Origin of the sequence: Paenibacillus sp. 1182 (assembly GCF_017833915.1) — a bacterium.
GTDB classification, from domain to species: domain Bacteria; phylum Bacillota; class Bacilli; order Paenibacillales; family Paenibacillaceae; genus Paenibacillus; species Paenibacillus polymyxa_D.
The window spans coordinates 1-12,806 of sequence record NZ_JAFICR010000011.1; the positions used below are offsets into that span (position 1 = coordinate 1).

Sequence of the window (12,806 nt, forward strand, 5' to 3'; positions counted from 1 at the left end):
CAATAGTTACCTATATTATACAACATTAACGCGGTGTCGTCTTAAACAAAATTAACATAAAATAGGCTGTCGAGACTTTCTCGACAGCCTGAAGATCCCGATGATATATCGGGATCTTTTTAGCTTAGGAGGGCAATTATGTCTACAATAGGCCAACGAATTCGAACTATTAGAAAAACAACAACTTAAATCAAATAAAGTTTGCAAATATAATTGGCATTTCTCAAAGAACGTTGAGTGAGCTGGAGCAAGATAAATACAGACCCTCTCTTGATATAATTATAGCAATTAAAGAAAACTTCAATTCCCATATAGAGTGGTTAATCTTTGGAGATACGCCTGTATCAAAAAACGCTATTTTTAATTTAGCCATTGAAGCTCAGGAATTAGAACTTATTTCTTTGTTTCGAGAACTTACTAAGGAAGATAGAGATAAAATTATTGATTTTATAAAACTGAAGATTGTTCGGTACTAATCTTTCACGAGAGCTCCTTAATGATATGTCTTAGAAATACTCATTTTAATTTTGGTACATACAAGTCACAAACGAGCTCTCTTACTTTGGAGTACAAATCCCTATTGTAATAACGGTCAATTGACAAAAAGCACGACGCGCAAGATCAGGCGTTACAAATGGAATTATTTTGAAGTAACCATTATAGGATACAGATAGAAGTACTATTCAAACGTTGATCTATACCTTATTGAGTTAACTGGTGAAATCCACTAATGGAGTAGTTTCCAACTTTCTTTGTATGGCGATTTTTGGTGGTTCCAGACTTTTTTTCTCGTGTTTATCAAGTGTCGGAGCTAATTCAATAAAATGAACAAAAGAGACGTCATTCTCAAACGTCTGTCTCCAAAGGGGGATTCCTAGTGCGGCTAGCTGGAGACTCGAAGTTATTCAGTGACAGGGAAAGGGAAGCCTGTCACTACACCCGCAGAATCTGTTTCTTTGCCTCTTGGAAGAGGTTTGACTCCCGTTGCTCTACCTGCTCATCCTGCTCTCTGAGCAGGTTTTTGCTTTTTATTGAGTAGAGTATAGAAATGAGATTATTAAGTCTTAAAGGTTCACTATGATTTGTAAACATCATATGAAACGAGGAAAGATGGGGGGAATTAATTATATTTACTCACTCTCCTAAGATATACGATTTGATAGATTAGTTGTATAGCAAGTCTTTATTGTTTACATTGAAAATAACACTTATTATGGTTCTTTCTGTAAACAAAATCACTAATCTGTCCGATACATACATAAGGATGTTTTATTGTTAAATATACCCTTGAAAATTATGATTTCACATATCATTTATATTAGATTTCGGTTTAAGATAACCAGCTATTTTAATATGTACGGTAGTATATAAATGCAGCAACCAGAAAGGAGATGGAACGTGAATCGTGAGGAAATTCTTCAACATTTTGCAAATGAGGTCCACGAACCGTTAAAGCATCAAATGTTATTTACGTTGGAAGCCTCTTTTCAAAATCGTAAGCATGCTTTGGTGAAGACATTTCGTAATTCACTGGAGCAACTACTCGGGAAAGTCAAGCAGATGCAGCGAGAAGGTACCAAGCAGGCGTTGGGATATATATCTTACTCCATGCTTCGTACCGAATTAGCAAACGGAAGGGCGACCTATTTGGTGGAGGCCATGGACAAGACGTGGTTTATGGATCGCCATCCTTGCCGAAATACTTATGATGCAGAATGGGCCTTTCGCTATTTGGACGAGTGGGAGACGGAATTAAGTAAGCATGCTAAGAAATATGGTGGAAGAATCGGCTTGGATGATATTCAAAGGATGAAATTGCGCGCGGCAATACATATTCACCAATATATCATTGCTTTGGCGCGTTTTAGTATCACAGAAGAATGGTTGGATGAAATACAGTTTGCTCATGAAATACAGTTGGAAGATGTGTTCGAGCTGAGAGTCGGAGAATATTGGGACCAAAGTGAAGTCGTTTATAAACGGGATGTGCGTGTCAAAGATTCGACGGTGACGAAAGATTGGCTTGAGGAAAAGAAGCCATATGACTACATACATGAAGTTTTTCGGGGAATTGACGGATCTCGAGGAGATTATGAGGGAATACGTCTGCAATATGCCGATTTGAGTGAAAGTTCTTTTAACAATAGTGTTTTTACAGGAGGAAATCTGATCGGTTCCCGTTGGAATAAAGCCTGTTTACAAGAAGCGGATTTTAGCGGTTGTTTGATTCAGGAAGCCCGTTTTGAACAAGCCAACTTAAAGGGAGCATCTTTCCGGGATGCAATAGCTGTACCTGGAATTTACCAGTCTAAACGATGGGAAAGACCCGGTTTTCAACCCGTAAGTTTTGCAGGAGCGGATCTTACAGGAGCTCAATTTCAGGGAGCCTACTTGAAGGATGCAGATTTCACCGGGGCCATATTGCAGGGGGCTGACTTTATGGGTGCAGCGTTTGAGGGAGCCTGCTTCAAAGGAGCGGTGCTGGATGGAAGCCGGTTTAGTTTAGGTATGCATCCAGCCGTTCAGAGTCTAACTTAATTTGGATAACACAATGTGGGACAAACGGAAAGGGAATGGAGGGAGCGTGGCATAGTGGAGTATTTCCTTTGTCAGCAGGATGATCGGATGTTGAATGCTGCTGTACCCGTGTGGGATGAAGAGGCAAATGCAGAGATGATGGACCTAAATGGCTGGACGAATTGGCCTCTATCTTATGCTGCACAGTTTAAGGTTAATGGTCACGATTATACAATTTACCCTGATATTCTAATGGGTTCCAGGATGATGGTATCTGATGCTGTGCATAAATTGTTACAGGTCTTTGTGCCGGGCTTGTTTAGCCGCATGGCTTTGCTTCGGGATATGGAACGTTCGCAGCAAAAGTTGTATTGGATGACTCAACCCCCGTTAGTGGATTGTTTGGGTGAGCAAAGTCAATTTCATCCTGGAGGAACATTGATGAAGCTAGTCGTAGATCGAAAACGTACCGAGGGGAAATCCCTATTGCAAGTTCAAGGGTTGCGTGAAACCTGCACGTTGGTCAATCTGACCTTGGCGGAAAGTCTGCTGCGGAGGGGGACAAGTGGCATCACCTTTCAGGAAGTCGTCATGCAGTAATAAAGATGGGAGTGGATAATGTATGGAACATCTGGATCAGAAAATAGTCTCGATGCTACACACAGTAGCTGTAGAAAATATCGAAAATGATCAATCTTTAATTGAGCATGAAGGGTTGAATCACGCTCACGGGAAGGAGCCGTTTGGACAGCCGCTACAAACACTTATGCAAATTGGCGGAGAAAGACTGGTCTTTGCTCAGCGACATTTGTTGGATGAACGCATTTGTATTACGATGCCAAATAGCTTTCGGGATATGCCCATGCACGAGCAACGATTAAAATATCCTTCTCATCATCGTCCGGATTTTATTTTTACCAATAACACAGGCACGATTAACTTAACCTTCAAGCATACCGAGAGTCCATTACAAACCGAAGAGTTGGAGTACTTTACGGATGAGATGGCTCAGGTGGTAAAGCAAACCCAGAAGTTGACTGAATGGTTTGGCCATGAAGTGCTGGAGAACGAAGAGTGTCGGATTGGATACTGCGAATTTATGACACCAGTATGGAACGCACGTGTATATAATTTATCCTTCTTTACGGTGCTGGAAGGACGTGCGCTAATGTGTACTTTTAACTGTACGGATGAAGAGATGGCAACCTGGCAGCCAATAGCCCGCAGTATGCTGCTAACGTTGAAAATAGAGTCTGAGCGAAAGGAAAATCAACTCTTATGACATTAACCCACATTACATATGATCGGTTGCAAATTACACCATTTGAATTGGTTAGCATTCAGGAACTCCATATGACCAAGCGGCTGAATGAGCACACCCGGCTCTCTTTTACCGCTATTTTACCTGAAGAATTACAGGACAGCTATGTCCAGTTGATCGAAGCCGATTCCCCGGTTTGTGTGTCGCAACTAGATGAAGCAGGCACTCCAACACCGCTATTTAACGGAACGGTGCTCCATATGGAAGTCAAAGTGGTCAGAGATGTGTATTACCTGGAGGTTGAGGCGATATCACACACGTATAAACTGGATATTCATAAAAAGAACAGGTCGTTTCAGGACAAAAATATGAAGGTTGAGGAATTGCTGCGGGCTGTAGGAGCAGATTATCCCGGTTTTGATATCATTGATTCCGCTACAGGGGGAGCGGCTTTAGGCCGTATAGCAGTCCAATATCGTGAAACCGATTGGGAGTTCCTCAAGCGGATCGCTTCGCGTTACCATACTTCACTCACACCTGCGTCGGTATTTGATGTGCCAAAGTGCTATTTTGGAGTCGAGGAAACCCAGTCTGGACTGGACTTAACCAATTATCATTATACCGTCAGCAAGCGAGTTGGAGATTATCGTTATTTTAACGGCAATGATACAGCACATGTAAACGAGCATGATTTTATTGATTACCGGGTTGAGGCGGAGCAGGTATTAGAGCTCGGCAGCACCGTTACCTTTAAGGGTAAAAATCTGTATGTGTACAAGGTAGACACTCATATGCAAAAAGGAATGATGCAGCACGTGTATACCCTGACTTCCCACAAGGGATTGAGACACCAAGAGGTGTTAAACGAGCAGCTTATCGGTCTGTCTTTACCTGGTAAAGTCATTCAGGTAGAGCGAGATCGTATCAAACTACATTTACATATCGATGCTGCGCAGGACCCTACAAAGGCCCACTGGTTTACCTATGTTTCTCCTTATACTGCAGAAGGACATAGCGGATGGTACGTAATGCCTGAGCTCGGGGATACCGTTCTGCTCTATTTCCCTACCCATCGAGAAGAAGAGGGCATGGCAAGTACATCTTTGCGCGAAAAGAATCGGAGTGCGGGGCAACACGCTCTTGCACATCCTGACATCAAATTGTTTCGTACCGCGCACGGCAAGGAAATCAAATTAACCCCTGATGAAATTATCATCACCAGTAAAGAGGGGACGATGTATATCCAGTTAAATGAGAAAAATGGAATTCACATTGTAAGCGATAAACAGATTCAATTTTCAGCAGGAGGGAATATCTCCCTTCATTCCGGCAGTAAAGTGAAAATCACGGCCGGGGATGAAATTCAAATGACGAGCAAAGGCAGTACCGTATCGTTGGGTGGAATAACCAATGTTCTGGGTAGCGAAGTGAAAACAAACTAAGAAAGGACATGGGGAAGGGGAAGAGAAGAATGGCAAAAAAATCTCATTCGGAAGAGGGAACTATTCAGGCTGGACGGGGAAGCAAGCAGGGCTACGTAGTTGCCGGGGCCATCTTGAGCTGCAGCTTTGGTACGCAGCCGACACGGCTCAAACGACCGTTCAGTCACGGCGTATATGTGAAGGAGAAAGCCCAAATGAATGTTGGAGATTACTTGCCCGGCACCAATATCAGCAATTTTGGCCGTTGCTCCTGCCCAGCCAATCCAGCGGTCAAAAGCAGTGACATGGTCGATATTTATGGGGTCAAAAAAGCGAACTGTGTTCCGGTGATCACCGGACCCTGGATCGGGGGCAAAAGCGATGTGCTTGTGGAAGGAGAACCGGCCTTGCTGGACCAATGTTCGAATGCGTGCCTATACGGGGGAATGATTCGGATTACAGACGATGGCCAGACGCTGGAGTAAGGAGGTACAAGTTGGATCACATACAAACGATGTTAACGTATAAGGAACTGGAATGTACAGGTCCATATCCTCTTCAAACGATAAACGAACTGCGTATCGAACGAAAACTAAATGACCACGTCCGGTTAAAGATCAGTGGATGGATAGATGAGGAACAGAGAGATCATTACATAGAACAGGATCAGGATAACGAACCGGTCATTATCCGTACCAAAACAGAAAATGATCAGCCTGAACGCATTTTGTTCCATGGTTTACTGGTCCATGCAGAAACACGGATGGTGCGTGGCATCTATTATGTGGAGCTTGAAGCCGTATCTCATACAATTCAGTTGGATATCACACCTGTAACTCGTTCTTATCAGGATACTTTAATGCCCTACGGAAATTTGATCAAGCAAATCATACAGAAGTACAGCCAGGCCGATGTTATTGATAACGTAACAAATGGTGCTACCCTGCATGCATTTACTTTACAGTATCAGGAGACGGATTGGGCCTTTCTCAAACGGGTCGCTTCCCGATTTGGAGCTATGCTGGTCCCGGAAATTTCACTAAACGGGCCCAAATTCTGGTTGGGTATGCCGGAGGGACAATACGTTGAAATGAAGCATCCCGTTTACCGTACTCGGCGCAGTTTTGATCCCAACAGCAAAACAAAATTTAGCTACTTGCTGCAGAGTGAAAAGCTTGCCCGGCCCGGGGATCTGACGGATTGGAATGGCGAGCAATGGATGGTAGCGGAAGTCACTTCTGAATTGCAAAAAGGAGTACTGCTACACGAGTATGAACTGGTTCACGAACAGGGGATTCAGCAAACAGAGATTTTGTACTCGAACCTCACCGGAGCCTCACTGGAAGGGCATGTATTAGAGGTCCAGTCAGGCCGAATACGTGTTCATCTTACAGTGGATGAAAAGCAGGATCGGGAAACGGCATGGTGGTTTCCATATGCTAGCAGTTATACAGCCGAAGGGAATAGCGGTTTGTACGTCATGCCGGAACGAGGAGATAGGGTATCCGTCCGGTTCCCTACAGAGCAGGAGGCGGATGGATATGCGGCAAGCTCCATACGACAAGGGAGAAACTCGCCAAAGCTCGCTGACCCAGCCACCAAGTATTGGGGGACACCTCATGACAAGGATATCAAGCTAAGTGCCAGTGAGTTGAAGATGACGGCCAAGTCGGAGCAGGTTTACATTCAATTGAATGCATCGGGTGTTCAGGTCGTCAGTGAGCATGAATTGTCATTGTCGGCGGGCAATACACTTTCATTGCATGCAGATGGGGAACTAAATATTCAAGCTGCCGAGGCCATCTATTTCAAAGCAGGCAGCAGCAGTTTGATGCTGGACGGTGAAACGGATATCCGATCCGCTAAAGTTCAACTGGAAGGGACGGTTAAAAAACCGGTTTTTGTAGCCGAACTGGCTCCGGTCTGGGAACCGCCATTAATGTCTGTAAAAGCCTATGCAGAGGCGCAGGCGGCGAAAAGTACAGCAAGCAGCAGTACAGGAGGAAGCTCCAATTCAGGCGCTACATCGAAAGATGAGGGAGCCGTTAAGTCAGCCGTAAACACTCCCAGCTCACCGAAGGCCAGTCTACTGGATGGTGTATTGGGACTAGCCCAGAAAGTATGTGATGTGGCTGGGTCTATTCCTGTCTTGGGAGCCATTCCAAAAGCAGCAAGTCAAAAAATAGCTTCGATTCGTTCCGAGGTCGCTTCCTCCGGACCGTCATCCATAGTTAAATATGCGGCAGCAGGCTTGTCCATGATCGCCAGTGTACCTTCCCATGGTTGGGGAGTGGTGTTGGGGAAGACCGCCAAGGTTGCTGCCCAAACCTTACAGGCGCATGCGGAGGAACAGAGGGCGCGTGAACAACATGCGATGATGGATTTCCTGGGCAAGGTGTGGACGAGTGCCAGAGGATATGGAGGAGTACAATCCATATCGGATTTCATCAACTATGTAAAAGGAGTCAATCAGGCTTCCGTCCAAGCCTATAGTGATATTCCTTCTGATATACGGGAACGCTGGTATCAAAGAAATGTGGATCAACAGTTTGAGGATGCGCTGGATGCTTATTATAATAATCAGGATCTCTCCACAGATATAATTGCATTAATGGAGCATCAGCGGCAGACAGACAACCATTTTCGATATAGTGACAGAGCTTTGATGAGTTCCAAGTATCGGGACGATATGAAAGGATACACGACGGAACAGAAAAAATATTTGATTGATTTTCTGAATTCAATTGACGATTATAGAAAAGAGTATGGGCCGTTTAGGGAAAGTCCTTTTATGAAAGATCTGGATAAGACTGAGCGGATTGTGTTGAGTGAAATCAAAAACTCCTCTCATGAATATCTAGAGGCAACATGGGAGCGAATACGTAACTTTCCTAATCTAGATATTAGCCAAATGGTAGTCGATAACTTTAAAGGAAAACAAGACGTAGCAGATAAAATTGTTAAAGTCATAACGCAACCAGAGGCTGTTTATGAAAAAGCAAAAAATAGCTCCAAACAAGAAAATGCCCATCTGTTAGTAGAAGCAGCATTTGCGTTTGTAGTTGGAAGGAAAGGAAAGAAAGGAAAGGAAGGAAAGAAACATTCCAAAGATGACGGTGCTTCACCAGGAGGATCGCATAAGAAGGATGATCATCTCTCTGAGGGGCCAGAATCTATACCACCTGAGAAATTATTAGGAATTGAACATGCAAATATACTAAATCCAAGAGATTCCTTAAATCAAAAAATTCCAGTAAGAGGCGGTATATCAGGAAAAACAGAAAGTCGTCATTTAACTAAACATGAGAGAAATTTAGCTAATCAAATTCTTGATGATATTTCAGCGCAAGCTCGGGGTGACAAAAGCGCTAAAGCGCGTTTAGAGGCATTAAACGATCATGTTCTTGATAATAGGCGTAATGGGCAGAATTACGCAGGGTGGAATTCTGTATATATACGAGATGAACATGGAAACAATGGTGTAATGCGAATTATTTATAAGCAAACTCCTAAAGGGATTGAGTGGCATGTAGTACAATGGCACTAGGCTTTCTATGGTAGAATTGCTTTTATTGCCATTAATCTGATATAAAGTCGTGTAAAAAGTTAAATTAAGTAACACTAACAATAGAAAGGGAGAAAGTCTAGTGGACGAGAAAGTTAAATATATTAATGAGCTATTCAAATATCTAACACAAAATAATGATACAAAAGAATATCAAACGTTTTTTGCTCTACTAGAAAAAGTAAAATATAATCCTAGCTTGCTAGAATATTACGGAGAAGAATTTGTTGAACATTTGATAGACCTTCTCCCGCGTATAGAAGATAAGTATGATCAAGCTTCAGTAATAGAAACAATCATTGAATGTTTAGACATTTACACATTTAGTGAAAACTACCTTAAGGAAATCTTTGATAAATATATGTTATGTGTAGCTGAAAAAGCTGTTAATGTGAAAGGAATGTCAGCTTGTTTAATAGGGTTTATACAAGCGGGAATTAGTGAAAAAGAAATAATTAAGAAGTTGGAAGAGAATTTAGAGAAAGAACACTTAATAAACGTACTCTCAAAAATGTACATCAATTTTCTTGCTAATTCTGTAGAAGCCAAATCTTACTTGATGAAGGAAGTACAAGAGGCTTATTATTTAATCCAGCGTTCTGGAATTATCGCTCAATTTTTATTATTAGTGCATCCACACGTTCGGAAATATGCGGGAATAAGTCAGATCACATTCTTATACGATTCATACAGAGGTGTGTATGAGGATTGCTGGCCAAGAGGGTTACTTCCCAATATGAAAGACACGCTTATTAAGTCAAAGGTGCTGTCATCAAAGGAAGTAAGTATTTTAGAAGAGTTGGATAGGTTAATCAATAAGCAGGAAAAAGAATTAGATTCGATGGAAGTTAGAAAATTGTATGAAGATTTTTTCGAAGGTAAAGATCCACTTGAGGTAATTTTTACTTTGCCAGTGTAGAAAATTACGTAAAGAGTTCTACCTAACCACTTGATGATATGTTCCTTGGATTAAGCAGGCGTTAGATAACGAAGCCAAGCAAATTCGATTATTCTTACTCCTGCTAAGATTGAATTGATATATTATTCCGATGGACATATTCAAAATTAAATAATCGCCCTATGCTTCTGTGTGTGATTCCTACCTATAGAGTGTCTACCATATAAGGGGAAATATCTCGAAAGGAGAAATCGTTTATATCATCCTGTAAAAGACTGCATTCAAAAGTTTGGGCTAACACATCGGGCGTTTGTCGTTCTGTATGATATCTCTTGAGAGGTTTCGTAGTTGCTTGTTTATTGCTACACTAATTCCCTCACCCGCTTCGGCTACGATGAACAGGAAGCATATATCTTATGATGGAAGTGAAGAGCAGCAAGAACCTACCGCCGCAGCGGTAGGCAGGGTGAATCAATGAAGCATCTCCTTTAGATACGACATAGTCCTTATACGGCGGGAGGATGTGCTTGAATATGATTCTGAAAATATGGACGAGCTTGCTAATTTCGTCAAGCATATCAAAAACCAGTCGGCAATCTTCTACAACAAATTTATGAAGAAGATTTAATAATGCCAATTACACGATATCAAAATAATCAAAAAAACTTGTTTTGATGCAGAAACGACACTCCTTTTCTTTATCACGATATAAAATATTCTTCTCCTCACAACTTAATAAGGGAGAGCATTACTTAAATTGGGTAAGACAGTTTGTGGGTTTAAACTTTATAATGATGTAAGCGAACCAGCGGATTATGGAATAAACTAAGCGGAAGACCGCATTTGGGAGTCGGTTTCCAACTTTCTTTTCATGGTAATTTGTGGTGGTTCCAGACTTTTTATTTCTCGTGTTTATCACGTGCCGCGGCAAACCCAATAAAACCAACAAAATTGGTTCCGTACTTTTTTATCACCCGACATTAATTGTCTGGTGATAAAAAAGTGTGGAACCAGTAAAAAAAGTCTGGAACTGGTCATTTTACAAACATCAAGAAAGATCCCGATGATATATCGGGATCTTTTTAGCTTAGGAGGGCAATTATGTCTACAATAGGCCAACGAATTCGAACTATTAGAAAAACAAACAACTTAAATTAAATAAAGTTTGCAAGTATAATTGGAATTTCTCAAGGAACGTTGAGTGAGCTGGAGCAAGATAAATATAGACCCTCTCTTGATTTAATTATAGCAATTAAGGAAAGCTTCAATTCCCATATAGAATGGTTAATCTTTGGAGATACACCTGTATCAATTGAGCCCACACAGTAGGGAACGTCATTCGATTAGCAATACAAAGTAAATAATCAGTTGTAACGTCAAAAACCTTTGCTAAAGATATTAAATGATTAATTTTAGGCCGTGCTACGTTTCGCTCCCAATTAGAAACAACCTGTTTAGTTACCCCGATTTTATTAGAAATTTCCTTTTGTATCCATTCATGGAGTAGTCTCGAATTTTTACATCGCTGTTCCAAAGTATTCATGAATTCATCTCTATTGAGAAAATCAAATAGCTTTTACCCGACCCATCTGCTTACTAATTATACTTACTTATAGCCCATATTATAGCTTATTCATACCCTACTGTACCCTACGAGTAGCCTATGAATAGGCTACGAAGTAAAATATAGCTAAAAAATATTACTTTGCTATTGTATAAAGCTGTGAGTTGTTATATTCTACATTTGTATTTTGAAGTAAAACTAAAATATATCTTAGGAGTAGAAAAAGATAACTGAACTTTACTCTGATTTAGTAGTTCTAAAAAGAAGGTGAATAATGAGCAAAATTCGATCAAGTAACTCTATAGCATCTATTCAACGGAAAATCAAAGAAGGAAGAGGTCAAGGCCACTTTTCGGAATATAAACCTTGGTTGACGGTACATGATGTACCTTCAATAGGGATAGTTACTCGAATTCTTGGTTGGAAAAGTGGTCGACTTCACCATTATCTGTCTGAACACTTTGAATTGGCACATCATTGCCAAATGGAAGTGGTCAGAGCAAGTGATTGATATTCGCGAACAATTTCCTTTATTACCCCTAGATAAAACCCTCTATATTGCATAAAAGTTAAACATCCAACTGACCCCAAGAATAAGCTTCCCATCATTATGACTACAGATATGTTACTTACAGTAAAACAAGAAAAAAGTATAAAATTTATTGCACATTCTATCAAACCTTCTAACAAGTTGACAAAACGAGTTGTAGAGAAATTACAGATTGAAAAAGAGTTCTTTAAAGACCAAAAGATAGAGTGGGCACTTATTACGGAAAGGCAGATAAACTACAATTTATTCAGGAATGTCGAATGGCTTCATAATGCTAAAAACAACGATAAGTTGTCAAATCACCATATAAATAGTCTCGAAGATAATCTCTATTATGCTATTCAACAAAGTGAAAAACCATTTGCGAAAGTTACAAGAGAACAAGATGAATTATTTGGTTTACCAAGTGGGTACTGGATATGACTCATCTAATACAGCCTACTCTACAATCCATGATTATTTTAGAAAATAGACGCAAGCGCAAGGATTCGGAGCACCAGCAGAGAATGTATACAGGGAAGATCTCCCAAATTGGCCGGCACCCCGCCTCAGTGTCGACACGCGTCGAATTCCCCGATTGATGGCAAGCCATTCCCAGTGTTTCTTCTCCATTCGCTCTTTTTAGGCAAAATATTAACACTTTATGTTGGGAAGACCCAATTTAACTAAAGTTTTACTATACATTATTGGAAATTTTGATATAATTCTACCTAGGTCAACCTTCCAATTATGATAGAAAATAGAATTGGATGGTTTTTATACCTGTCCAAGCTGTGCCGCGAGAGACCAGTCCACTGGCAACCCAGCAAGCTGGCATGCGGAGACCGACAATTGTGGAAAATGACAGTCGAGAATATGTTGCTCCATGACGTCAGAAGGTCCAGAAAGGATGAAGCCAACCTTATCCCAATTCCGATGGAAGATGAAGCGCGTGAGCATTTTTGAAAAGCTGGAATTCACCGCCAATCCAAGGGCTGTCCCGTTCATGCCATACGGAGCATTCTTTGAGCCTCATGCAGCACCATCGTCA

12 protein-coding genes are annotated in these 12,806 nt (G+C 41.2%); 10 read left to right on the plus strand and 2 right to left on the minus strand.

The window, feature by feature from the left end; genetic code table 11:
- Nucleotides 1–233 precede the first annotated feature (233 nt).
- The 9 genes from JOD82_RS20670 to JOD82_RS29800 all read left to right on the plus strand — a co-directional run bounded on the left by JOD82_RS20670 (nucleotide 234) and on the right by JOD82_RS29800 (nucleotide 10,991).
- Nucleotides 234–476: a hypothetical protein gene (locus tag JOD82_RS20670; protein ID WP_176715757.1), complete on the plus strand. Its 243-nt coding sequence runs from the start codon at nucleotides 234–236 to the stop codon at nucleotides 474–476.
- Nucleotides 477–1,398: 922 nt separating this feature from the next.
- Complete coding sequence (locus tag JOD82_RS20675; protein WP_069012445.1) at nucleotides 1,399–2,538, plus strand: pentapeptide repeat-containing protein; 1,140 nt, start codon at nucleotides 1,399–1,401, stop codon at nucleotides 2,536–2,538.
- A 54-nt stretch (nucleotides 2,539–2,592) separates the two neighbouring features.
- Nucleotides 2,593–3,117 (plus strand): hypothetical protein, encoded by a 525-nt coding sequence (locus JOD82_RS20680; RefSeq protein ID WP_256026119.1) that lies wholly within the window; start codon nucleotides 2,593–2,595, stop codon nucleotides 3,115–3,117.
- A 22-nt stretch (nucleotides 3,118–3,139) separates the two neighbouring features.
- Nucleotides 3,140–3,799, plus strand: a complete 660-nt coding sequence (locus JOD82_RS20685; protein ID WP_069012443.1) for a hypothetical protein — start codon at nucleotides 3,140–3,142, stop codon at nucleotides 3,797–3,799.
- Nucleotides 3,796–5,220 carry a phage baseplate assembly protein V gene (locus JOD82_RS20690; protein WP_069012442.1) on the plus strand — a complete coding sequence of 475 codons (1,425 nt, stop codon included), beginning with the start codon at nucleotides 3,796–3,798 and terminating at the stop codon, nucleotides 5,218–5,220. The genes JOD82_RS20685 and JOD82_RS20690 overlap by 4 nt, the downstream gene beginning before the upstream one ends.
- Nucleotides 5,221–5,249: 29 nt before the next feature.
- Nucleotides 5,250–5,684 carry a DUF4280 domain-containing protein gene (locus tag JOD82_RS20695; RefSeq protein WP_069012441.1) on the plus strand — a complete coding sequence of 145 codons (435 nt, stop codon included), beginning with the start codon at nucleotides 5,250–5,252 and terminating at the stop codon, nucleotides 5,682–5,684.
- Between the two features lie 11 nt (nucleotides 5,685–5,695).
- A complete protein-coding gene (locus tag JOD82_RS20700; protein ID WP_069012440.1) occupies nucleotides 5,696–8,746 on the plus strand; it encodes a phage baseplate assembly protein V in 3,051 nt (1,016 codons plus the stop codon).
- Nucleotides 8,747–8,846: 100 nt separating this feature from the next.
- Nucleotides 8,847–9,683, plus strand: a complete 837-nt coding sequence (locus JOD82_RS20705) for a hypothetical protein (protein WP_069012439.1) — start codon at nucleotides 8,847–8,849, stop codon at nucleotides 9,681–9,683.
- 1,155 nt (nucleotides 9,684–10,838) lie between these two features.
- A complete protein-coding gene (locus JOD82_RS29800; protein WP_397376030.1) occupies nucleotides 10,839–10,991 on the plus strand; it encodes a helix-turn-helix transcriptional regulator in 153 nt (50 codons plus the stop codon).
- Here JOD82_RS29800 and JOD82_RS20715 read toward each other — a convergent pair.
- Nucleotides 10,927–11,205: a helix-turn-helix domain-containing protein gene (locus tag JOD82_RS20715; protein ID WP_069012438.1), complete on the minus strand. Its 279-nt coding sequence runs from the start codon at nucleotides 11,203–11,205 to the stop codon at nucleotides 10,927–10,929. The two genes, JOD82_RS29800 and JOD82_RS20715, sit on opposite strands and share 65 nt — an antisense overlap.
- A 631-nt stretch (nucleotides 11,206–11,836) precedes the next feature.
- Between JOD82_RS20715 and JOD82_RS29335 the strand changes: the two genes are divergently transcribed.
- Nucleotides 11,837–12,199, plus strand: coding sequence for a TnsA endonuclease N-terminal domain-containing protein (locus tag JOD82_RS29335; RefSeq protein ID WP_230585215.1), 363 nt, complete (start codon nucleotides 11,837–11,839; stop codon nucleotides 12,197–12,199).
- Between the two features lie 333 nt (nucleotides 12,200–12,532).
- Here JOD82_RS29335 and JOD82_RS20725 read toward each other — a convergent pair whose 3' ends face one another.
- Nucleotides 12,533–12,763, minus strand: a complete 231-nt coding sequence (locus JOD82_RS20725) for a hypothetical protein (protein WP_161626990.1) — start codon at nucleotides 12,761–12,763, stop codon at nucleotides 12,533–12,535.
- Nucleotides 12,764–12,806 lie beyond the last annotated feature (43 nt).

Bases quoted from the DNA above. Each gene is read 5' to 3' on its own strand.
- JOD82_RS20685 (WP_069012443.1), top strand. From the start codon at position 3,140: ATGGAACATCTGGATCAGAAAATAGTCTCGATGCTACACACAGTAGCT.
- JOD82_RS20690 (WP_069012442.1), top strand. From the start codon at position 3,796: ATGACATTAACCCACATTACATATGATCGGTTGCAAATTACACCATTT.
- JOD82_RS20695 (WP_069012441.1), top strand. From the start codon at position 5,250: ATGGCAAAAAAATCTCATTCGGAAGAGGGAACTATTCAGGCTGGACGG.
- JOD82_RS20715 (WP_069012438.1), bottom strand. From the start codon at position 11,205: ATGAATACTTTGGAACAGCGATGTAAAAATTCGAGACTACTCCATGAA.
- JOD82_RS29335 (WP_230585215.1), top strand. From the start codon at position 11,837: ATGACTACAGATATGTTACTTACAGTAAAACAAGAAAAAAGTATAAAA.
- JOD82_RS20725 (WP_161626990.1), bottom strand. From the start codon at position 12,763: ATGAACGGGACAGCCCTTGGATTGGCGGTGAATTCCAGCTTTTCAAAA.